Here is a 21,646-nt window from a genome sequence, read left to right as displayed (position 1 = left end):
GTGAACGGTCGGTGTGACAGCCGTCTCGTTCACCGAACCGGCATCGTTGCGACACTTCGAGGTTGCTGCGACGCATTGTCGGGCTGGCTTCATCAGGGATATGACAATTTCGTCCGTGTTGACAGCCCCGGCTCGAGCGACGGACTCCGGGGAGGAACGGTCGCGCTACTCGCTGGTGGTCTCCTCCGACCTCGACCACCGCGTCGCCGCGCAGCGCCTGCGCTACAACGTGTTCGCCAACGAGCCCGGTTTCCAGATCCCGGACGACGGCACCGGTCTGGACGCCGATCGTTTCGACGAGCACTGCGATCACATGCTGGTGCGCGACGACGCGACCGGTGAGTTCGTCGGCTGCTACCGGATGCTGCCCCCGGACCGGGCCGCCGCGGCGGGCGGGTACTACACGGCGACGGAATTCGATCTGGCCCAGCTGGATCCGGAGGAGATGCGGATCGTGGAGATGGGCCGCGCGTGCGTGGTCCCCGATCATCGCAACGGCTCGGTGCTCACCCTCATGTGGGCGGGCATCCTGCATTACATCCAGCTCACCGGCTACGACTGGGTGATGGGCTGCGTGTCGGTGCCGATGCAGGACACCCCGGCCGACGCGCCCGGCGTGAACGTGCGCGGCGTGCGCGACCTGCTGCTCGGCCGCCACGCCTCCGACCCCGAGCGCCGGGTGCACCCGTACAACCCGGTGGTCGTCGATGGCAAGACCCTGGACGAACTGACGCCGCCGTCGCGGCCGAAGCTGCCGCCGCTGATGCGCGGCTACCTGCGGCTGGGCGCGGAGATCTGCGGCGAGCCCGCGCACGATCCGGCTTTCGCGGTCGCCGACTTCGTCATGCTGCTCGGACTGGACACCATCAACACCCGCTACCTCAATCGACTACAGGAAGCCGCCGCGACCCTCGACGGGGGACGGTGAGGATCGTGGTGTTCGACGCGCCGCCCGCCGAGTCCTCCGCGCACGCGTGGATGCCGTCCAGCCCCTGCGGCCCCGGCTGTCTGGATTCGATCGATCAAGTCGGACCGGGACGGGTGGCCGCCCGGTTGGCCGGGGTCGCCGGTCTGCTGCTCAGCTTCCCGGTCGCGAACGCGGTGACCCCGCGCGGCAGGCGCGAGCCACTTCAGCGCGGCTATGCGCGCCTCCTGCTCGGTTGTCTGGGCATGCGGCTGCGCATCGTCGACAATCGGGGGGCCGCGGACGAGCGGGGGGTCGTCGATGAGGGCGGCCCCGCGCTCGCACCGGCCGGTTTCGGCGCACCGGGCCGCGGCGTGCTGGTCGTCACCGGGCATATCGGCTGGACCGACATCGTCGTGCTGGCCTCGGTGCAGCCGCTCGGATTCGTCGCGCGCGCGGACATGGTGGAGTGGCCGCTGCTCGGCCGGCTCGCCGAACTGATGCGGGTGATCCCGATCGAGCGCGAGAGTCTGCGACAGCTGCCCGGCGTGGTGGCGGCGGTGGGCGCACGGCTGGCCGCGGGCGAGCGGATCGGCCTCTTCCCCGAGGGCACCACCTGGTGTGGCCGCGCCTACGGCACCATGCGACCGGCGTTGTTCCAAGCGGCCGTGGACACCGGCACTCCGGTGCAGCCGGTGCGGTTGCGGTACCTCGACCGGCACGGCGTGCCGTGCACGGTGCCCGGGTTCGTCGGCGTGGACACCTTCGCCTCCTCCGCGCGCCGGGTGCTGCGGTCGCGCGGGATGGTCGCCGAAGTGGTGCTGGAACCGGTGCAGCAGCCGGGCGCGGACCGGCGTGAGCTGGCCCGCCGCTGCGAGGCCGCCGTCCGCGGCGCGGTTGTGACGCGCCACGACGCGTCGGACGCCGCGCAGTGGATCGAGGCGGGGCACACCCGGGTGCAGGACCCGTCGGTCACGGCCGAGGCGCCGGAGGTGCGCCGTCCGCGGCGCCGCCCGATGCTGCGCGGTCGTCGGAGCGCCGCCGCCGCGCAGTAGGCGAACGGCGACCGAGGAAGCGGCTGTCCGGATGTGGTTCTGCTGCGCATGGCAGCCGTCCCGGCGCGGCTGCCCGCGCCAGTAGTCATCGCAAGACCCGACGGTCGCCGCCGTGCTCGTCGCGGCCATCGGGCATCGACTGCTATCGGCGCTGATCCGGGCTCTATCTCGGGGAGCGCCCCCGAATACGTCTTCGGGGCGAGCCGACACCGGCTCGCCCCGAAGACGTTGGGGAACTCAGAAACCGCTGCCCGTCGGCGGCCGGTATCCGTGGTGCCAGCCGGGCCTGCCGCGATCCCAGTCGTCGTGACGGTCCCGCCCCCGGAACCAGTCGTCGTGGCGGCCCCGGTTCCAGTCGTTGTGCCGCCCGTGGTTCCACCTGTCGTGGCCGTGCCTGCCGTGCCCGTGGCCGTGCCCGTGACCGTGACGGCCGTGGGCCGCGTCGACCTGGTCGGCGGGCTCGAGCACGATCGGGTCGGCGAGCGCGGGCACCGCGACGGCGGTGATCGGCATCAGGGCCAGTACGGACGCGGCCGCGGCGCGCGCCAGCACACGTCGCGTCCGTCCATGGGTGCGTGGGTCCATCGGAGCTTCCTCACTGATCGATTCGTCCGGTAGTCGACCGCTCGGGGTGTTAGGCCCCTCGATCCGCTCCGCGAAACGAGCGGACCCGGCGATCAATACAATGAACAACGTACCGCTATTCAGCGGTACATTCAATAGGTAAGACAAAATCCCGATTTCGCCAGCTCATCGGGCGTTTACGGCGCTGAAGGCAGCTCCCGCGACGGCGAGGGCAGGGGGGAATAACCGGCGCACGGTCACGGCTATCCTTAATTGGTCATGAAGTCGGCTTCTTCGGGTCCGGTCAACGGTGCTGCGCCCCACACGGTCTACCTCGATCACGCGGCCACCACACCGATGCTGCCCGCGGCCATCGAGGCGATGACGGCTGCCCTGCGCACCACGGGCAACGCCTCGTCCCTGCACGGCTCGGGGCGCGCCGCCCGGCGGCTGCTGGAGGAGGCGCGCGAGTCGATCGCCGCCGACCTGGGCGCGCGGCCCTCGGAGGTCGTCTTCACCTCCGGTGGCACCGAGAGCGACAACCTGGCGGTGAAGGGCATCTTCTGGGCGCGCCGCGACGCCGATCCGCGCCGCAACCGGATCATCGCCAGTTCCATCGAGCATCACGCGGTGATCGACGCGGTGGAGTGGCTGCAGCGGCACGAGGGCGCGGAAGTGACCTGGCTCCCGGTGGACGCCGAGGGCGTGGTCGCGCCCGGCGCGCTGCGGGCGGCGCTCGCAGCGAATCCCGACGACGTCGCGCTGGTCACCGTCATGTGGGCGAACAACGAGGTCGGCGCCATCCAGCCGATCGGCGAACTCGCCTCCGTGGCACAGGAATTCGGTGTGCCGATGCACAGCGACGCGGTGCAGGCGGCCGCCCAGCTGCCGATGGACTTCGGCGCGAGCGGCCTGGCCGCGGCCAGTTTCGCCGGGCACAAGGTCGGCGGCCCGCACGGTGTCGGGGTGTTGCTGCTCGGCAGGCAGGTGCCGTGTGTGCCGCTGCTGCACGGCGGTGGGCACGAGCGCGACCTGCGGTCGGGGACCTCGGATACGGCGGCGGCCATCGGGCTCGCCGCCGCGCTGCGCCAGACGGCGGTCGAACTGCCCGCCCGCACCGCCGAGCTGATCGCCCTGCGGGACGCGCTGATCGACGGCATCCGCGCGGCAGCGCCGGACACGGTGCTCAACGGGCCGGTCGGCGAGCGGCGCCTGCCCGGCAACGTGCACGTCACTTTCCCGGGCTGCGAAGGGGATTCGCTGCTGATGCTGCTGGACGCGGCGGGGATCGAATGCTCGACCGGTTCGGCGTGTACGGCGGGCGTCGCCACGCCCAGTCATGTGCTGATCGCCATGGGCGTCGAGCCGTGGCAGGCGCGCGGATCGCTGCGTTTCTCGTTGGGGCACACCTCGACGCGCGCCGACGTCGACGCAGTGCTGAAAGTCTTGCCGCAGGTGGTGGAGCGGGCCAAGGCCGCGGGCCTGGCCGGTGCGAAAGGAGGTGTCTGATGCGGGTACTCGCCGCGATGAGCGGTGGTGTGGATTCGGCCGTGGCGGCGGCGCGTGCCGTCGACGCCGGTCACGAGGTGGTCGGCGTCCATCTGGCACTGTCGGCGACACCGGGCACGCTGCGTACCGGGTCGCGCGGCTGCTGCTCGAAGGAGGACGCCGGTGACGCCCGGCGCGCCGCCGACGTGCTCGGCATCCCGTTCTACGTCTGGGATTTCGCCGACCGCTTCAAGGAAGACGTCATCGATGATTTCGTCGCGGCCTACGCGGCGGGCGAGACGCCGAATCCGTGCCTGCGCTGCAACGAGAAGATCAAGTTCTCCGCGCTGGCCGACCGCGCGGTGGCGCTCGGCTTCGACGCGGTGGTCACCGGCCACTACGCGCGGCTGGCGGACGGCGTGCTGCGCCGTGCCGTCGACGCCGACAAGGACCAGTCCTACGTGCTGGCCGTGCTGACCGCGCAGCAGCTTTCGCGCGCGATGTTCCCGGTGGGCGACACCCCCAAGCCGCAGATCCGCGCCGAGGCCGCCGAGCGCGGCCTGGCCGTCGCGAACAAGCCGGACAGCCACGACATCTGCTTCATCCCCTCCGGCGACACCCGAGCGTTCCTCGGCGCGAAGATCGGGGTGCGGCCCGGCGCGGTCGTCGACTCCGACGGCCAGGTGCTCGGGCGGCACGAGGGCGTGCACGGGTTCACCATCGGCCAGCGCAAGGGTCTCGGGTTGCCGGGTCCGGCCGCCGATGGCAAGCCGCGGTACGTCACCGGAATCGACCCGGACTCCGGCACGGTCCGCGTGGGTTCGGCCGAGGACCTGCGGGTCTGGACGGTCGAGGCGGAGCGCGCGATCTGGACCTCCGGGTCCGCGCCCGCGGGCCCGATCGAGTGCGTGGCGCAGGTGCGCGCGCACGGCGGCACCGCGCCCGCGATCGCCGAGGCGGTGGGTGACGGGCTGGTCGCGCGGCTGCGCGAGCCGCTGACCGGTGTCGCGCGCGGTCAGGCCGTCGTGCTCTACCGTCCGGATCCCGAGGGCGACGAGGTGATCGGCAGCGGGACCATCTCCGGCACCGAACGCGAGCCCGGCGCGAGCGAGGCGAGGGCCGACGCAGGGCGGTGATCCTGACCGGCCTCCGGCGCTTGTTCTCCCTGGCTGCCCGGCGCGCGTGGAGACATGGAAGACCGGTCCGGCCGCTGAGTACGGCGGGGTCGCGCAACGGCGGAATCTAACGGACGGAGTACGGCAGCGGTGGACGAGACCGGTACGGATGACGCGCAAGACAGTGGGACCGATGTGGCGACCGAGCCGGTCCGCCTCCCGGGCGGCATCGCCACCGGCGTCGGCTCCTGGCCGGGCGTCGACCCGCGCGAGGCCGCCGCGACCGTCGTCGGTGAACTCGGCGACCTGCCGCACCTGGTGGAATTACCGGCTCGCGGCGCGGGCGCGGACCTGATCGGACGCGCTTCCGCCCTGCTGGTCGACCTGCGCTTCGACACCACGCCGCGGGGCTACCGGCTCGCGCCGCGCCCGGGTTCGGTCTCCCGGCGGGCCCACGACCTGCTGCGGACCGATTTGGACGCGCTCGAGGAAGCATGGGAGAACGCCGGCCTGTCCGGCGGCGGCCGGGTGGTGAAGGTGCAATCGGCGGGCCCGCTGACCTTGGCCGCGCAGGTCGAGTTGCCCGGCGGTCATCGCGTGCTCACCGATCCCGGTGCGGTGCGTGACCTCTGCGCCTCTCTGGCCGAGGGACTGGCCCAGCACGTGGCGGAGGTGGGCAAGCGACTCGGGGCGCGGGTCGTGCTGCAACTGGACGAACCGTCGCTGACCGCGGTGCTCGAGGGTTCCCTGCGCGGTGTGAGCGTGCTGAACACCGTGCGCGCGCTGCCCGAGCCGGAAGCGCTGGCCCTGCTGGACACGGTGATCTCCGCCCAGTCCGCGCCGGTGCTGGTGCACAGCTGCGCCGAGCCGCCCGCGCTCGGCGTCCTGCGCCGCAGCGCCGCCGCCGCGATCGGCTTCGATCTGAACACCATCGGCACCGGGCAGCTCGACGAGGTCGGCGAGACCCTCGAAGCGGGCAAGCAGCTGGTGCTCGGTGTCGTCCCCACCGAGCCGCGGGCGAATTCGGTCACCTGGCGCGACTTCGCCGAGCCGGGCGTCCGGCTGATCGACCGGCTCGGCTTCGGCCGCCGGACGCTGGCGCAACGGGTGGCGGTCAGTCCGGCATGCGGTCTGGCGGGCGTCCCGCTGGAGTGGAGCCGGCGGGCCCTGCGCTTGTCGGCGGATGTCGCGCGCGCGTACGCCGAAGAACCGGAAGAGCTTTCCTTCTCCTGACGCCCACGGCCGGGCCGGTGGAGTGGTCGGTACGCGGCTCGGCGCCGGTGATCGGCGGCGGAAACGGCCGGCCTGAACCCGTGGCGTCCGGGCGGCGACGTGCGCGAACATGCCATTGTGCTGGCGACGACCTGGGCTAATGTGCGATGGGTGAGTGACAGCGACAGCGTGGCTACCCCGGCGACGGCAGAGCAGCGGGTGCAGTGGCAGCAACTCGCGGACGAGGTGCGCGAACACCAGTTCCGCTACTACGTGCGGGATGCGCCGATCATCTCCGACGGTGAGTTCGACGCGCTGTTGCGGCGGTTGCAGGCGATGGAGGACGAACATCCGGACCTGCGCACGCCCGATTCGCCGACCCAGCTCGTCGGCGGCGGGTTCGCGACCGATTTCACCGCGGTCGACCACCTCGAGCGGATGCTCTCGCTGGACAACGTGTTCGCCGTCGACGAGCTACGCGCCTGGGCTGCCCGGGTGGAGGCGGAGACCGGTCCGGACCTGCATTATCTCTGCGAGGTGAAGATCGACGGCGTTGCGCTGAACCTCGTCTATCGCAACGGGCGGCTGGTGCGCGGCGCTACGCGCGGCGACAGCCGCACCGGCGAAGACGTGACGCTGAACGCGCGCGGCATCGACGACATTCCCGGAGAGCTGACCCCCAGCGACGAGTTCCCCGTTCCGGAGGTGCTCGAGGTGCGCGGCGAGGTGTACTTCCGGTTGGAGGACTTCGAGACGCTCAACGCCGCCATCGTGGCCGAGGGCAAGCCGCCCTACGCCAATCCGCGCAACACCGCGGCTGGTTCGCTGCGGCAGAAGGACCCGTCGGTCACCGCGCGGCGCAGGCTGCGCATGATCTGCCACGGTTTCGGCCGCATCGAGGGCTACCTGCCCACCTCGCAATACGAGGCGTATCGCGCGCTGGCCGCGTGGGGACTGCCGGTGTCCGAGCACACCAGGCGGGTGCGGGGCATCGATGCGGTGATCGAGCGGGTCGCCTACTGGGGCGAGCACCGCCACGACATCGAGCACGAGATCGACGGCCAGGTGATCAAGGTCGACGAGACCGCGCTGCAACGCCGCCTCGGCTCCACCTCACGCGCGCCGCGCTGGGCGATCGCCTACAAGTACCCGCCCGAGGAGGCGACGACCAAGCTGCTGGACATCCAGGTGAACGTCGGCCGCACCGGCCGGGTGACGCCGTTCGCGGTGATGGAGCCGGTGTCCGTCGCGGGATCCACGGTCGCGATGGCCACCCTGCACAATGCCGCCGAAGTGAAGCGCAAAGGAGTGCTGATCGGCGATACGGTCACCATTCGCAAGGCGGGCGACGTCATTCCCCAGGTACTGGGCCCGGTGGTGGACGCGCGTCCCGAAGACGCGCGCGAATTCGTCATGCCGACGCACTGCCCCGAATGCGGCACCGAACTGCGCCCGCAGAAAGCGGGTGACGCCGATATCCGCTGCCCCAACCAGCAGTACTGCCCGGCGCAGTTGCGCGAGCGCGTCTACCACCTCGCGGGCCGCCATGCCTTCGACATCGAGGCGCTCGGCTATGAGGGCGCGATCGATCTGCTGAGATCCGGCGCGATTACCGACGAGGGCGATCTGTTCGATCTGGACGAGGCGGCGCTGCTCACCACGACGCTGTACGCCAACAAGAACGGCAGCCTTTCGGCGAACGGCAGGAAACTGCTGGAGAACCTCGCCGCCGCCAAGGACCAGCCGCTGTCACGGGTGCTCATCGGCCTGTCCATCCGGCACGTCGGACCCACCGCGGCGCACGCGCTGGCTGCCGAGTTCGGCAGTCTCGACCGGATCCGATCGGCGTCGGTCGAGGAACTGGCCGCCGCCGACGGGGTCGGCCCGACCATCGCCGCCGCGGTGACGGAGTGGTTCACCGTCGACTGGCACCGTGCCGTCGTCGCGAAGTGGCGGGCCGCGGGTGTGCGGATGGAGGACGAACGCGACGAATCCATCGAGCGCAACCTGGAGGGTCTGTCGATCGTGGTGACCGGCTCGCTGCAGGGCTTCACCCGCGACGGGGCCAAGGAGGCGATCCTGGTGCGCGGCGGCAAGGCCGCGAGCTCGGTGTCGAAGAAGACTTCCTTCGTGGTGATCGGTGACGCCCCCGGCTCCAAGGCAGCCAAGGCGGAGGAACTCGGTGTGCCCATCCTCGACGAGGAGGGGTTCCGGCGGCTGCTGGCGGGCGGCCCCGAGGCGGTCGCGCCGGAGACGGCCGCCGAGGACGCCGAAGCCGAGGAGTAACCCCTCAGCTGACCGTGACCGTGGCGCCCAGCTGGCCCGCGACGTCGAATCGTCCGCAGCGGCCGCTGCTCAGATCGAGCTTCTGGGTGATCAGTTTGCCGCGGCGGTTCTTGAACGTCGCCTCGGCGGAGACGTCGGCGCTCGGCGTCGAGCATATTTTCGACACCACGCCGGGCGGGTCGTAGCTGACCGTGCCGCCACCCTGGCAGGTGTTCGTGCTGTCGGCCAGGAACACGCGGGCGGTGCCCTCCGGACACGGCGCGTCTGCCACCGCCTCCGGCGCCACGACCAGCGAGCCGAGCGCGAGCGCGGCGACGACGGAGCTTCGAACCACAAGACGACGAACCGTCGGTTCCATCGTTACCCTCATCCCATCGAACAACTTCGGCAGTACGCCGCGGCGAGCCGCGACGTGCAGGCATGCTAACCCGCTATCACACCCGCTGTCCCGGCGACCACGGAGCGGATCGTCCACGGCGACAGTGATGTCCACATCGCGAACCGGAATAGGTGCGCGCGGTTCCCGTGCGAGGCGGCGCTCGGCGCGGATCGCGGACGCTACCGGGCTGGTGTCGCCCACCCGGGGCGCAGACGGAAGTATGACGGCATGCTGCGCAGTTTTCGGGTGACCAATCACAGATCGCTGGCCGACGAGCAGGAGTTGCGGCTCACCAAGGGGAGCGGGCCGGTGGCCGTGCCGGTGACCGCCGTGCACGGCGGGGCCGCGGCGGGCAAGACGAACCTGATCGACGCGCTCGGGCAGATGCGCGACGCGGTGCTGCACTCGGTGACGGGCTGGGACCCGTACGCGGGCCCGGTGCGCGCGCCGCATCTCGGATTCGCCGACCGGCCTTCGGAATTCGTGGCGGCGTTCGTGGCCGAGGGCGTGCCGTACACCTACGGGTTCCGGCTGGACAACGCCGACGTGACCGCGGAATGGCTGCACACCCATCCGCGCTCGCGCAAGCGGATCGTGTTCGAGCGCGGCGGGGAACAGATCAAGATCGGCCCGATGTTCGAGGCGTCGCGGTACGGGATCACCGCGCTGGCTCCGCTGGTCCGTCCGAACGCCCTGCTGCTGAGCCTGGCAGGCCAGATGTACTCCGACGCGCTCGTGCCCGCGTACCGATGGTTCGAGTCCATGCTCGAGGTGCAACGCGGACCCGCCGAACCCGAGGCCATCGCCCACCGGCTGGGCAGTCACGTGTCCCGCTCGCCGGACAACGCGGCGCGGCTGCTGATGCTGTTGCGCACGGCCGAGTTGGGCATCACCGACCTGCTCGTCGCCGAACCAGACCCGTTGTACGCCGACTACCTGCGCGAACTCGACGCCGACATCGCCGGCCTCGGCAAACAGATCGACCGGTGCGCCGGCTCACCGAGCTATGCCGACCAGTTGCTGCGCGACAACGGTCTCACCGCCACGCTGCTCGAGCGGGAGTTGACCAACCTGAAGGCGGCGCGCGACGCCCTGTACGCGCGGATGGTGGCCCGGCGCGGCGTGGGCCTGAACCTGGTGCACGACGGCGTCGACACCCCGTTCGAGATCGGTGCCGAGTCTTCCGCCACGCTGTCGTTGCTGCGGGTGCTGCCCGCCATGCTCGACGCACTGGACGCGGGCCGGGTCCTGGCCGTCGACGACATCGGCGCGTGCCTGCCCGCCGAGGAGACCGACCGGCTGATCCAGCTGTTCCAGAATCCGGAGACGAATGCCCGTGGCGCCCAGTTGATCTTCACCACCGGCAACCGGCTGCTGATCGATCGGGGCAACGGGCGTTCCCAACGGACCCGCACGTCGGTCTGGCAGGTCCGGCGCACCGTTCAGGGCACCAGCGAGCTCGCGCCGGTGTGACGCGCACCTAGCATGGGAGCCATGCTGGAGTTCGCCTCCCTGGTAATCCTGACCGCGGTGCTGGTGTCGGTGATCGTGTTCGCGGTCCGCGGCGGGCGGCGCTATCGGCCCGCGAACCCGGAGGCGGGGACGCTGTACGTCACCGGCGTGAGCCCGCGCCCCGACATTCCCGGTGAGCAGTACGTGACCATCACCGGGAACCTGACCGGCCCTTCGGTCCCCGGCAAGGTCGTGTACGGCCGGTTCGTCTGGGATACGAACTCCTGGCCGGAGACCGGTGATCTGCTCACCGTCGTCTATCCGGCGGGCAAGCCCGACAGCTGGCAGATCACCCGGCCCGGAGCGGGGCCGGACGTGCCGTAGCCCACGTCATGGTCGATGGCATCATGCCGGTATGGATGTGCGGGAGACGGGCGTCGTCGTCCGGGCGGCGCGGCCGGAGGAGTACGACGCGGTCGGTGAGCTGACCGTGCAGGTCTACGTCGGCGAGGGCTATGTGGAGGCGGGCAGCTGGTACGCGGGCGAGCTGGCCGGCACCGCCCGCCGGGCCGCCTCGGCCCGGATCCTGGTCGCCACCCACGCCGACCGGGTCGTCGGCTCGCTCACCGTCGCGTCGGCGGGCACCCCCTACGCGGAGATCGCGCTTCCGGGCGAGCTGGAGTTCCGCATGCTCGCCGTCGCGAAGGCCGCGCGCGGACTCGGCGCGGGAACGGCGTTGGTGCGCACCGTGATCGACCTGGCGCGGGCGGAGGGGCACGCCGCGGTGGCTCTCACCACCATGCCCGCCATGGTCGACGCCCGCCGGATCTACGACCGCATCGGCTTCCGCCCGGTACCGAGCCGGGACTGGCGCACCAGCGCGGGAGAACTGCTGCACGTTCTCCGGCTACCGCTCGGCCCGTCCGGCGAGTCTGCCTGACGGTTCGCCGGGGCTTGTGCGGTCCGCACGGCAGCTGCGACAGTCGCTCGGCGGTAAATGGGAGGCGTCTGCCTATGATCGAAGCCGCGCTTCCATCGGCACGGCTGGCGTCGGCGAGGGCGATACCTGCGCGGCGCCCGCATACGATCGCCGGGTCGGCGTCGCCGACGGTGATACCCGCAATTCGAAGCGCCGCTGGGGAAATCAGCCGAGGACGGTGGCGACGATGCCCGCGAGGTAACCGAGCCGGGCCACCTCGGAGGGCCGGAAGTCGGGGCCGCCCGGCCTGCCGAGCAGCAGCACCTTGCCGGTGTTGCCGAGCGGAGCGGCGGCGAGCTTGGTGTCCATGTCGCGCCAGATCCCCGGCACCCACTCGGCCTCGGGGTCGAGCACGGTGGGCTTCTCCAGCGGCATCCAGGGGGCCGAACCCGCCTGTGTCTGTGGCGCACTCGGGCTGCCGACCACCCGGTAGGCCCCCTGCGGCCCGATGTCGATGATCGTGCTCCAGCCGACCCGCAGGACCCGCGGCACGCCGTCCACCAGCACCTGCATCCGGTCGTCGCGAGCGCTGGCCACCTGATCGATGAGCTCGAGCTCGCGGTGGGTGTCGAGCACGCCGGAATACGGGCGGATCGAGTCCACGTGCACGTCGCCGATCGATTCGGCGGCGGTGATGAGGGTGTCGGGGAGGGCGCCGGAGGGCACCTCGACGACCAGATCGTCGACGGCGTAGCCCGCGCCGCGCTCCACCACGTCCAGCGAGAGGATGTCGGCGCCGACGGAGCCGAGTGCGAGTGCGAGCGAACCGAGGCTTCCCGGTCGATCCGGAAGTTGCACGCGGAGCAGATACGACACGTGCGTTTCCTTTCCTTGAGCGGCCGAGGCTCTGAACGGATACCCGGGTCACGCAATACTTACACCCCTGACGCCCGGTTATCGAGTCGAAGCCGGTCCAGTGACGCACACCACTCGGCGAATTCACGCCAAAGCGGCGTGTCGGACTATTTCCAGCAGACGTGTCGCGTGCCGGAGGGTGTTGCCGGGGGCCTGCTGGGCGAGGCTCCCGCCGCCGCGCCGACGAAGCGCGGGTGCCGGGCGGCGGTCCGGCCGCCGGTGGCTAGGCTGTGTGGGTTGAGCACTGTTGATAACGAAGCCGAAAGGGGTCCCGCGGTGCCCGCCATCTCCCGCGACGAGGTCGCACACCTCGCCCGGCTGTCCCGGCTCGCGCTGTCCGATAGCGAACTGGATCAGTTCGCCGGGCAGCTGGATTCGATCCTGAGCCACGTGCGGACCATCTCCGAGGTCGCCGCCGCCGACGTCCCGGCCACCGCGTCGCCGAATCCGGCGACGAACGTCACCCGTTCCGACGAGGTGGTGCCTGGCCTGACCCCGCGCGAGGCGCTCTCCGGCGCGCCCGCGGTCGAAGAGCAGCGGTTCATGGTGCCGCAGATTCTGGGAGAGGCCGAATGAGCACGACGGGCGGACCGGACCTGACCACGCTGTCGGCGGCCGAACTCGCAGGCAGGATCCACGCCCGCGAGCTGTCCTCGGTCGAGGTCACCCAGGCGCACCTGGACCGGATCGCCGCGGTCGACGGCGAGTACCACGCCTTCCTGCACGTCGCGGGGGAGCAGGCGCTGGAGGCGGCGGCCGCGGTGGACTCGGCGATCGCCTCGGGCGCCGAGCCCGCCTCGCCGCTTGCCGGAGTTCCTCTGGCGCTCAAGGACGTGTTCACCACCACGGACATGCCCACCACCTGCGCGTCGAAGATCCTCGAAGGCTGGGTGTCGCCCTACGACGCGACGGTCACCACGCGGTTGCGCGCGGCGGGCATCCCGATCCTCGGCAAGACCAACATGGACGAGTTCGCCATGGGGTCATCCACCGAGAACTCCGCCTACGGCCCCACCCGCAACCCGTGGGACACCACCCGCATCCCGGGTGGCTCGGGCGGCGGTTCCGCGGCCGCGCTGGCCTCGAACCAGGCGCCGCTGGCCATCGGCACGGACACGGGCGGGTCCATCCGCCAGCCCGCGGCGGTCACCGCGACCGTCGGCACCAAGCCGACCTACGGCACGGTGTCGCGCTTCGGCCTGGTCGCCTGCGCGTCGTCGCTGGACCAGGGTGGTCCGTGCGGCCGGACGGTGCTGGACACCGCGTTGCTGCACGAGGTGATCGCCGGATACGACCCGCGCGACTCCACCTCGCGCGACGTGCCGGTCCCGCCCGTGGTGGCTGCCGCGCGCGCGGGCGCGCAGGGTGATCTGCGCGGCGTCAAGATCGGCGTGGTGAAGGAACTGCACTCCGACAGCTACCAGCCCGGCGTGCTCGCCTCCTTCGACGCCGCCGTGGCGGTGCTGAAGGATCTCGGCGCCGAGGTGGTCGAAGTGTCCTGTCCGCACTTCGAATACGCGCTGTCGTCCTACTACCTCGTCATGCCGTCGGAGGTGTCGTCCAACCTCGCGCGGTTCGACGCCATGCGCTACGGCCTGCGCGTCGCCGACGACGGGCAGCACAGCGCCGAGCAGGTCATGGCGGCCACCCGCGCGGCCGGGTTCGGCCCCGAGGTCAAGCGGCGCATCATGATCGGCACCTACGCGCTGTCGGCGGGCTACTACGACGCCTACTACGGCCAGGCGCTCAAGGTGCGCACGCTGATCGCCCGCGACTTCGACAACGCCTACCAGCAGGTCGACGTGCTCGTCTCGCCGACGAGTCCGTTCACGCCGTGGAAGCTGGGCGAGAAGGTGGACGATCCGCTGGCCATGTACCTGTCGGACCTGTGCACCCTGCCCACCAACCTGGCCGGTCACCCCGCCATGTCGGTCCCCTCCGGGCTGAGCAAGGACGACGGCATGCCCGTCGGGCTCCAGATCATGGCGCCCGCCCTCGCGGACGACCGCCTCTACCGGGTGGGCGCGGCCTACGAGGTCGCCCGCGGCGCCATCGCCTGATGTTGCGCGCAGAGCCGCTTCGCTCCCTCGCGGGTCGTGAGGAAGCGGGCGGCTCTGCGAATCGTCATGCGGCCGGGTGAATTCGGGTCGGTGGCGGCGTTGGTCCAGGGCGAGCGCGACCATGTCGTGCGCGCCGGGGCCGATGATCTTGCGTAGCGGGGGATTCGGCATGTTCACCAACGCGGTCCCGCATAGATGCGGCGCGGCCGCCTGGGAGAATCCTCGGGTCCTCGATTCGACGCATACCGGCGGCTGCCCTCAGGGGGTGCGCAGCGACTCGGCCTGCTTCCGGATGCCGTCGGTCATGCCCTCGAAGCCGCGTCGCAGGTTCCTGCCGAGCAGCGCGACGACCACGGGATTCAACCATCCGCCGAGTTCGAAGTGCGACTCGTAGCGAGTCCGGCCGTCCGCGAGCGGCGTCACCGTGTGCGAGCGCAGACTGTGCAGCGCGCCAGGAGGCACCGGTTTCATCGAGTAGCTCAGTTCCCGGCCCGGCGTGTGCGTACGGATCCATTCCCGCTGCTTGCGCGGGCGCGAGCCGGAGACGCGGACGAGCATGTCGATCGGCTCGCCGGGCACCAGCGAACTGTGGCACTCCGGGACGAAGGGATTCCACTCGCCGTAGCGCGGAAAGTCGGTGATCACCTGCCACACCAGTGCGGCGGGCGCGTCGATGTCGACGGCGAGGTCGATGACAAAGGCCATGGGCAAATTAGAACATGTTCTATGGCGATCCCGTGCGGGCGCCGTCTCGAACGGTTCAGCAAGAACCCATGGCGGTGCCCTGATCCGTGCCGTAACGGTGGCCGTGGCCCGGGGGAGCGTGCAGCGCGGCGAGCAGGTCGGCGGTGGTCTGCGCGAAGCTGATCACCGGCAGCCACCGCGGCACCGGAGCGTCGACGCGCGCCCCGGTCAGGTCGGGCGCGCGCCACAGCTGCGCGGGCGACCAGTGGATCACCGGATCGGAGCTGTTGGCCAGCACCGTCGCGCCACCACGGTGGACGTGGTTGGCCGGAGGTCCGGCCCAGAGGGCCGCGCAGGTGCGACGGTCCTGCTCGGCGTCGTCCGCGAAGACGGCATCGCCGCCCAGGGCGCCCAGGCTCTGCCCGTACACATACAGCTTCGGCTTGTGCGCCAGCCCTTGGATGTGGCGTTCCACGGCGGTGAACAGACCGCGCGCGGCCGTCACCGCCGCGTCCCGGCCGAACACGAACGTCGCCCAGCTCGGCAGGTAGGAGTACTGGAGGCCGACCAGCGCCACGTCGCCGTCGAAGCGCCGGTCGAGACCCGCTACGGCGTTCGCGTCGATCCAGCCCGATCCGGTGGGCACCGCCACGACCAGGTGCGAGCGCGTGAAGCCGCCCGACCGCTCCAGTTCGCTGATCGCCAGCTCGACCCGGCTGTCCAGGTCGGGCGCCGAAGTCACCCCGACGTAGACCCGCACCGCCCGCACCGGTGTGCCGCTGACGAACTTGCGTCCTTCGGCGCCCAGCGACGCCCAGCTCACCGCCGACTCGGCGCTTCCCGACCCGCGGTGCGAGACCGGCTGCACCACACCGGGATCGAACTGGGCATTCGCACTCGCGTACACCGATTCCCGCCATCCGGCCACCGCGGGTACGCCGACGAGATACGCCAGCACACCCATGACGGCGGCCAGTGATACTCCCCGCGCCCAGCCGAGTTTCCCCAGAGCCCAGCCGATCGAGCGGGTGGCGCCGATGAACAGCCCGATGATCAAGGCGGCGCCGAGCGCGCACCGCCCCCAGTAGTCCGCGCCGATCGGGGGTGTGCCCATCGCCGCGCGCAGCCGGTTCTGCCAGTGGCCCGCGTTCGCCGCGGCGCCCGCCACCAGCACCGCCGTCGCGATCAGCAGCGGCAGTCGCAGCCACGCGAGCCGCTGGTCCAGATCGTGCGCCCAGCGCCGCAGGATGACTCGAAGTACTCCGGCAACGCCGAGGGCGAGCGCCGCGAGCAACCCGGTGAGCACGGCTTGCGCACCGGGGGTGCGCGGCAGCAGTCCGGGCGCCAGCGAGGCAAGGACACCGGTCCCGATGCCGAGCGTCGTGCCGATCCGCGGCGGCACGACACGGCCTGCCGCGGCGGCAAGCCACCGGTGGCGATCCAGGAAGGGCAGCACGGACGAGGTCATCGCCGTACCACCGCCGCGCCGGCGATATCCGACCGAGCCGCCACGGCTTCGGGGTCACGCTGTCGATTGCGCACGACGAGAACCGCGCTCAGACCGGCGATTCCGGCGCCGAGCACGCCGAGCAGCTGCCAGCTCGTCGCCGAGTCGGTATCCGCCGAACCCAGCAGGGGTTCGACCACCGGTGCGCCGTAATCCTGCCGCCGCGAGTTCAGGTCGACAGCGGTGTTCGCGATCGATGCCATCGCATCACACCGGGCGCGGGAGAACGGGTCGACGCGGGCCGCGCAAGCCTCGTGCATCCGCCGGTCCAACGTGGCGTCGAGGGCCTGCCGCGCCCACGGGCCCAGCGGTTCGCCGCGCTGGTCGGCGTAGCGCAGCAGGTCGTAGCCGAGGTCATGGGCCTTGCACGCGGTATCGAATTCGGCGGGCAGCGTCACCGGCGAGGAGCAGTCGCCGCCCGGGTTGACCAGTAGACCGTCCACCGTGCTCGGCCGGTAGCCGAACGATGCGACGAAGTCCGGCGGAATGGCGGTGAGCGCACCGGGGCCGCCCGCGGCCAGCTCGGCGACGGCGGCGCCGGCCTGCGTGCTCTCGATCGGCGCGGCCGCCGCGGCGGCGCGCGGGGCGGGGGCGAGGAATACCGTCGCGGCCACGGCGGTCAACGCCGTCGCGGTGAGCGCCGCGTAGCGTCGCGAGTGCGCGCTGACGGAAGTGGTTGTGGCGGAATGGTTTCGGGCTCCCGCGGCCGATGCGAACCGGGTCTCGCGCCCGGCGCTGGTCGGTGTGCTCATGGCGACGACGTTAGGGACCCCGCTGCCGCACCCGCCTCACGCCCGGGAATGTTTCGGGCCCGCTGCTGCCGAGTGAGCTCGCGCGCGATCTCCCACCTGGGTATCGGGGCGGAAATCACCCGTGGGTATGAGGCCGCGGCGCGCCGGCGGTTCCTAGTGTCGTAGGCATGAACCGAGAAAGTCGCGCCTGGACGCGACGGCTGGACGCGCGGACCTGGTTCGACCTCGGCACGGTGGTGGTCGCGCTGATCTGGTACGCGGTGGCTTGGCCGACGCTGCACCTGACCCACGCGGTGCCCACCGCGGTACAGCCGTTCATCGCGGCGCTGGCCGCGCTCCCGGTGCTGCTGGTGCGGATCAACCCGGCGTTGGGCTGGGCCATCTCGGCGGGCTCCGCGCTGGTGATCGCGATGGCCATTCCGCATCAACCGAACAACGAGCTGCCGTTCCAGGTCGTCCACGTGCTGTGCCTGCTGGTGACGCTGTTCGCGGTGGCGTTGCGTGCGCCGGGTCAGATCGTGGCGGTGGCCTGGGGGGCGACGGCCCTACTGTTCGCGACCACCATGCCGGGGGAAGGGGACGCGCTGGCGAACGCCGCGTGGGGCTGGCCGATCGCGCTGGCCGGGTTGGTGCTGTTCGGCCTGCTCATTCGCTGGCTGGCACTGTCGCGGCGGCAACTGGAGCGCAAGGAGGAGGAGAACGAGCTGGAGCGGGCCCGTCGCGCCATCCTGGAGGAGAAGGCCCGCATCGCCCGCGACCTGCACGACGTCGTGGCCCACCACATGTCCCTGGTGGTGGTGCAGGCGCAGACCGCGCCGTACCGGGTCGAGGGCGTCGACGCCGCCGCGCGTGCCGAGTTCGAGTCCATCGGCGCCACGGCGCGGGAAGCACTCAACGAGATCCGCGGCATGCTCGGCGTCCTGCGCAGCGACGGTCAGTTGCCCGAGCACGCGCCGCAGCCGAGGGCGGCGGACGTGATCGCGCTGTTCGAGGGTGCGCGCCGCGCGGGCGTCCACATCGAGTGGACCGTCGACGGAGCGCTGGAGACGATCCCGGAGACCACCGGCCTCGCCCTCTATCGCGTCGCTCAAGAATCGCTGTCCAACGCCTCCCGCCACGCCCCGGGCGCGCCGGTCCAGGTGCGTATCGCGCACGGCGCGGATCTGCTGCTCGAGGTCGAGAACGGGCCGGGGGCCACGCCCGCCCGGCCGGTCGGCAACGGCGGTCACGGCATCGCGGGCATGCAGGCGCGAGCGCTGGCCGTCGGCGGTGAGGTGACGGTGCAGCCGCGTGCGGACGGCGGCTTCCGCGTGCACGCGCGCTTCCCGATCGGCGCGCCGGAGACGGCCGCCGTCGCTGCCGTCGCCGCGCACGGCGAACCATAACGGTGCGCGTCGGCCGGATTCGTTTCTTGAACGCGAAGCGCGGGCGTCTTCGGCGAAGCGCCGGTCGGCACCTGCCGCAGGTACTCGGCGACAGTCGGCCGGCCTGGACGGCGAGTCGCGCTGCCGACCGGACGAACGGGCCCGGCGCGCGCAGGTACGGGGCAATTAGGGTGAGCGGGTGGCAATTACGGTGTTGATCGCCGACGACCAGGCGATGGTCCGGCAGGGGTTCGGGGCGCTGCTCGCGGCTCAGCCGGATATCAGCGTGGTAGGCGACGCGGCGGACGGCAAGATCGCGGTGGCGGAGGCCAAGCGGTTGCGCCCGGACGTCGTGCTGATGGACGTGCGCATGCCGGAGATGAACGGGCTCGACGCGGCCCGCGCCATCCTGGCCTCGGGGTTCGACCCGCCGGTGCGTGTGCTGATGCTCACCACCTTCGACATCGACGACTACGTCTACGAGGCGCTCAGCCTCGGCGCCAGCGGATTCCTGCTCAAGGACGCGCCCGCCGAGGAACTGGTGCGCGCGGTCCGCGTGGTCGCCGACGGACAGGCGCTGCTCGCGCCGACGGTCACCCGCAGGCTCATCGCCGACGTCACGCGGCGCCGCAGCGCCCGCGCCAAACCGGCGCCGCAGCTGTCGGTGCTGACTCCCCGCGAGCGGGAAGTACTCGAACTGATCGCGAAAGGCATGTCCAACACCGAGATCGCCGAGGCCCTCTTCGTGGCCGAGCAGACCGTGAAAACCCATGTCTCCAAGGTGTTCGCCAAGCTGAATCTGCGTGACCGGGCCCAGGCGGTGGTGCTGGCCTACGAGACCGGCCTGGTCACCCCCGGCTGATCGGGGTTCACAGCGGGGCGCAGGACCCGCCGCGCAGCTCGTCGAGGTGACCGCCGAGCATCCGCGCCATCCGGCTGAGGATGGTGGTGGAGTCCTCGAAACTTCCGGAATCGGCCTGTGCCGCGAGCGCCACGGCGATCATGCCGGAGCGGACCGGCACCAGGCCGAACTGGCGGACGGTGTAGACGCCGGTCTCGTCGTCGGGCCCCCAGCCGCCTTTGAAGGCGGTGCCCTCCAGCACGCCCAGACCCCACGCCTGCTCGGGCGTTATCTCCGTCATCAGCTCGGTGACCTGGAACGACTCGGGCAGGCACGGCAGGCGGGAGGCGAAGCGGACCTGATTGGCCAGCGTCCATTCGGTGCCGCCGAAGGAGGTGTAGTCCAGCGTGGTGCGCGGGCCGGCCACACCGGTCGTCGCGTCGCCCGCTTCGTCGATCACGTCCTGCACCGCCTTGGCCGCTTCCAGCCCGTCGCCCAGCGACTGCCACAGCGCCTCGGCGGCGCCGTTGTCCGACCAGGTGATGGCCGCCTCCACCTCGTGCCGGATCTCTTCCTTGGGGTCGTGCCGCAGCGCCGCGATCGCGAGCGGCACCTTGATGGTCGACCACGCGATGCCGCTGACCCAGTCGCCGAAGACGGTCATCCGGCCGCCGCCGACGGGCATGATCGCCATGCCGACCTGCCCGCCCAGCTGCGGCTGCAACTGGGTGAAGTCGGCGGCCAGCGAGTCGGGCACGGACACCGCGAGGTTCGGCCGCCAAGCTCCCGCGGTGTCCACCACCACGGTGGGCGCCTCGGGGGCGGGCCGGTCGCCGGGGAACAAGGCGCACGAGGTCAGTGTGAGCAGCACCACCATCGCCACGGCGCGCAGCGCCGACCGGCCTGTCGAACCGGATCCCGTCGACCTCACCACCGAGTCCTCCCCACCACCAGTGGCGTGTCCACGCTGTCGTACGGCGGTGCAAAATAGCTCATCGGGCCCGTCCGGCCGGTGGCCGGACGAGAGACATCGCCGCGGCACGCGACGGTGTCGACGGCACGATATCTCGAACATAGTTTTGCCGATCTTCCCGGAGAATTCGAAACCCCGTGGCCACGGCGTCACCCGGTAGGCTCCAGGATCGGTATGAAGGCGCGCCCGGACGTCCCCGTCCGGCCGCCGCGGTCACCTGAAGGGGGCGTGTTGCTCGACAGCGGTGCGGTGTTCGCCGGGTTCACCATAGAGAAGTTGCTCGGCCAGGGGGGCATGGGCTCGGTGTACCTCGCCCGCCATCCCAGACTGCCCCGGCAGACCGCGCTGAAACTGCTCAACCGGGACCTGTTCACCGATGTGGAGGTGCGGGCCAGGTTCGAGCGGGAAGCGGATCTGGCGGCCCAACTGGACCATCCGAACATCGTCGCGGTGTACGACCGCGGCGCGGAGGACGACCAGTTGTGGATCTCCATGCAGTACGTCGACGGCGTCGACGCGGCCACGGTGAACCCGCAGAGCCTGCCGCCGGAACGGGCCGTGCAGATCATCGAAGGCGTCGCCTCCGCACTGGATTACGCGCACGGGATGGGGGTGCTGCACCGGGACGTCAAACCCGCCAACATCATGCTGGCCCGCGCGGTGAGCGGCCACGGCGAGCGGGTCTTCCTCACCGATTTCGGCATCGCCCGGCTGCGTGAGGATTCCACGCACCTGACCCAGACCGGCATGTTCACCGCGACGCTCGCCTACGCCTCGCCCGAGCAGATGACCGGTGCGCACCTCGACCACCGCTCCGATCAGTACTCGCTGGCCTGCGCGCTGTATTGGTTGCTGACCGGCGTCGCCCCCTTCGACGCTCCCGCACCGGCCGACATCATCCGCGGTCATCTCCAGTTGCCGCCGCCCTCGGTCGCGGCCCGGCGCGCCGGTCTGTCGCCCGCGCTCGACGCGGTGCTCGCCAGGGCCATGGCGAAGCGACCCGACGATCGTTTCGCATCCTGCGTCGAGTTCGCCACGGCGGCACGGCGAGCGCTCACCGCTCCCGCGCCGACGGTCGTGGCCGCGCAGTACCAGCCGCAGCCCGCGCCCACCGTCATCGCGCAACCGGCTTACCCCGGGCCGGAGGCGGGCCCGCCCACCTACGTCCCCGCGGCC

The 21,646-nt window shown here is 71.2% G+C and carries 21 protein-coding genes; 14 read left to right on the top strand and 7 right to left on the bottom strand.

The features are described from left to right. The first annotated feature begins 100 nt into the window (after positions 1 to 100). Positions 101 to 928 carry a GNAT family N-acetyltransferase gene (locus HOV91_RS07470; protein ID WP_174184718.1) on the top strand — a complete coding sequence of 276 codons (828 nt, stop codon included), beginning with the start codon at positions 101 to 103 and terminating at the stop codon, positions 926 to 928. Further along, positions 925 to 1,959, top strand: coding sequence for a lysophospholipid acyltransferase family protein (locus HOV91_RS07465; protein WP_438822643.1), 1,035 nt, complete (start codon positions 925 to 927; stop codon positions 1,957 to 1,959). Before HOV91_RS07470 ends, HOV91_RS07465 begins: the two co-directional genes overlap by 4 nt. A gap of 237 nt (positions 1,960 to 2,196) precedes the next feature. Here the strand turns inward: HOV91_RS07465 and HOV91_RS07460 are convergent, their stop codons facing one another. Then, positions 2,197 to 2,544 (bottom strand): hypothetical protein, encoded by a 348-nt coding sequence (locus HOV91_RS07460; protein WP_174184717.1) that lies wholly within the window; start codon positions 2,542 to 2,544, stop codon positions 2,197 to 2,199. A gap of 258 nt (positions 2,545 to 2,802) precedes the next feature. Here HOV91_RS07460 and HOV91_RS07455 point away from each other — a divergent pair, with 258 nt between their 5' ends. The 4 genes from HOV91_RS07455 to ligA all read left to right on the top strand — a co-directional run bounded on the left by HOV91_RS07455 (position 2,803) and on the right by ligA (position 8,624). Continuing rightward, the gene (locus tag HOV91_RS07455; RefSeq protein ID WP_174184716.1) at positions 2,803 to 4,032 is read left to right on the top strand and encodes a cysteine desulfurase family protein; all 1,230 of its coding nucleotides are present in this window, start codon (positions 2,803 to 2,805) and stop codon (positions 4,030 to 4,032) included. Further along, entirely contained in the window at positions 4,032 to 5,147 is a 1,116-nt protein-coding gene (gene mnmA / locus HOV91_RS07450; protein ID WP_174184715.1) for a tRNA 2-thiouridine(34) synthase MnmA, read from the top strand. The genes HOV91_RS07455 and mnmA overlap by 1 nt, the downstream gene beginning before the upstream one ends. Before the next feature lie 174 nt (positions 5,148 to 5,321). Beyond that, positions 5,322 to 6,359 (top strand): methionine synthase, encoded by a 1,038-nt coding sequence (locus HOV91_RS07445; protein ID WP_174184785.1) that lies wholly within the window; start codon positions 5,322 to 5,324, stop codon positions 6,357 to 6,359. Positions 6,360 to 6,509: 150 nt separating this feature from the next. Then, positions 6,510 to 8,624, top strand: a complete 2,115-nt coding sequence (gene ligA, locus HOV91_RS07440; protein WP_174184714.1) for an NAD-dependent DNA ligase LigA — start codon at positions 6,510 to 6,512, stop codon at positions 8,622 to 8,624. A 4-nt stretch (positions 8,625 to 8,628) separates the two neighbouring features. Here the strand turns inward: ligA and HOV91_RS07435 are convergent, their stop codons facing one another. Further along, a complete protein-coding gene (locus HOV91_RS07435; RefSeq protein WP_174184713.1) occupies positions 8,629 to 8,958 on the bottom strand; it encodes a hypothetical protein in 330 nt (109 codons plus the stop codon). 273 nt (positions 8,959 to 9,231) lie between these two features. On the opposite strand from HOV91_RS07435, the gene HOV91_RS07430 reads away from it, so the two are divergent. From HOV91_RS07430 to HOV91_RS07420, 3 genes are read left to right on the top strand one after another with little or no spacing between them, the layout of a single operon-like run. Next, positions 9,232 to 10,476: an AAA family ATPase gene (locus HOV91_RS07430; protein ID WP_174184712.1), complete on the top strand. Its 1,245-nt coding sequence runs from the start codon at positions 9,232 to 9,234 to the stop codon at positions 10,474 to 10,476. Between the two features lie 21 nt (positions 10,477 to 10,497). After that, positions 10,498 to 10,839 carry a hypothetical protein gene (locus HOV91_RS07425; protein WP_174184711.1) on the top strand — a complete coding sequence of 114 codons (342 nt, stop codon included), beginning with the start codon at positions 10,498 to 10,500 and terminating at the stop codon, positions 10,837 to 10,839. Between the two features lie 31 nt (positions 10,840 to 10,870). Beyond that, positions 10,871 to 11,395 (top strand): GNAT family N-acetyltransferase, encoded by a 525-nt coding sequence (locus HOV91_RS07420; RefSeq protein ID WP_174184710.1) that lies wholly within the window; start codon positions 10,871 to 10,873, stop codon positions 11,393 to 11,395. A 204-nt stretch (positions 11,396 to 11,599) separates the two neighbouring features. Here the strand turns inward: HOV91_RS07420 and HOV91_RS07415 are convergent, their stop codons facing one another. Beyond that, the gene (locus HOV91_RS07415; protein ID WP_174184709.1) at positions 11,600 to 12,250 is read right to left on the bottom strand and encodes an ACT domain-containing protein; all 651 of its coding nucleotides are present in this window, start codon (positions 12,248 to 12,250) and stop codon (positions 11,600 to 11,602) included. A 315-nt stretch (positions 12,251 to 12,565) separates the two neighbouring features. On the opposite strand from HOV91_RS07415, the gene gatC reads away from it, so the two are divergent. Continuing rightward, positions 12,566 to 12,865, top strand: coding sequence for an Asp-tRNA(Asn)/Glu-tRNA(Gln) amidotransferase subunit GatC (gene gatC / locus HOV91_RS07410; RefSeq protein ID WP_174184784.1), 300 nt, complete (start codon positions 12,566 to 12,568; stop codon positions 12,863 to 12,865). Then, positions 12,862 to 14,349 (top strand): Asp-tRNA(Asn)/Glu-tRNA(Gln) amidotransferase subunit GatA, encoded by a 1,488-nt coding sequence (gatA, locus tag HOV91_RS07405; RefSeq protein WP_174184708.1) that lies wholly within the window; start codon positions 12,862 to 12,864, stop codon positions 14,347 to 14,349. Before gatC ends, gatA begins: the two co-directional genes overlap by 4 nt. A gap of 258 nt (positions 14,350 to 14,607) precedes the next feature. Here the strand turns inward: gatA and HOV91_RS07400 are convergent, their stop codons facing one another. Genes HOV91_RS07400 through HOV91_RS07390 form a run of 3 tightly spaced genes read right to left on the bottom strand, consistent with a single transcriptional unit; the run spans position 14,608 to position 17,292 of the window. Further along, positions 14,608 to 15,054 carry an SRPBCC domain-containing protein gene (locus HOV91_RS07400; protein ID WP_174184707.1) on the bottom strand — a complete coding sequence of 149 codons (447 nt, stop codon included), beginning with the start codon at positions 15,052 to 15,054 and terminating at the stop codon, positions 14,608 to 14,610. A gap of 55 nt (positions 15,055 to 15,109) precedes the next feature. Continuing rightward, positions 15,110 to 16,501 (bottom strand): alpha/beta-hydrolase family protein, encoded by a 1,392-nt coding sequence (locus tag HOV91_RS07395; protein ID WP_174184706.1) that lies wholly within the window; start codon positions 16,499 to 16,501, stop codon positions 15,110 to 15,112. Next, positions 16,498 to 17,292, bottom strand: coding sequence for a hypothetical protein (locus tag HOV91_RS07390; RefSeq protein WP_174184705.1), 795 nt, complete (start codon positions 17,290 to 17,292; stop codon positions 16,498 to 16,500). The genes HOV91_RS07395 and HOV91_RS07390 overlap by 4 nt, the downstream gene beginning before the upstream one ends. 167 nt (positions 17,293 to 17,459) lie before the next feature. On the opposite strand from HOV91_RS07390, the gene HOV91_RS07385 reads away from it, so the two are divergent. After that, the gene (locus tag HOV91_RS07385) at positions 17,460 to 18,677 is read left to right on the top strand and encodes a sensor histidine kinase (protein WP_174184704.1); all 1,218 of its coding nucleotides are present in this window, start codon (positions 17,460 to 17,462) and stop codon (positions 18,675 to 18,677) included. Between the two features lie 178 nt (positions 18,678 to 18,855). Beyond that, a complete protein-coding gene (locus tag HOV91_RS07380; protein ID WP_174184703.1) occupies positions 18,856 to 19,518 on the top strand; it encodes a response regulator in 663 nt (220 codons plus the stop codon). Positions 19,519 to 19,525: 7 nt separating this feature from the next. Here HOV91_RS07380 and HOV91_RS07375 read toward each other — a convergent pair whose 3' ends face one another. Further along, positions 19,526 to 20,428 carry a serine hydrolase gene (locus HOV91_RS07375; RefSeq protein ID WP_312884510.1) on the bottom strand — a complete coding sequence of 301 codons (903 nt, stop codon included), beginning with the start codon at positions 20,426 to 20,428 and terminating at the stop codon, positions 19,526 to 19,528. Positions 20,429 to 20,644: 216 nt separating this feature from the next. Here HOV91_RS07375 and HOV91_RS07370 point away from each other — a divergent pair. Further along, the coding region (locus HOV91_RS07370) for a serine/threonine-protein kinase (RefSeq protein WP_246349904.1) at positions 20,645 to 21,646 on the top strand (1,002 nt) is incomplete at its 3' end.

Source organism: Nocardia barduliensis (assembly GCF_013315795.1).
Classification (GTDB): Bacteria; Actinomycetota; Actinomycetes; order Mycobacteriales; family Mycobacteriaceae; genus Nocardia; species Nocardia barduliensis.
Note: the sequence above shows the minus strand (reverse complement) of the source record. Positions and strands in the feature narration are given on the sequence as shown.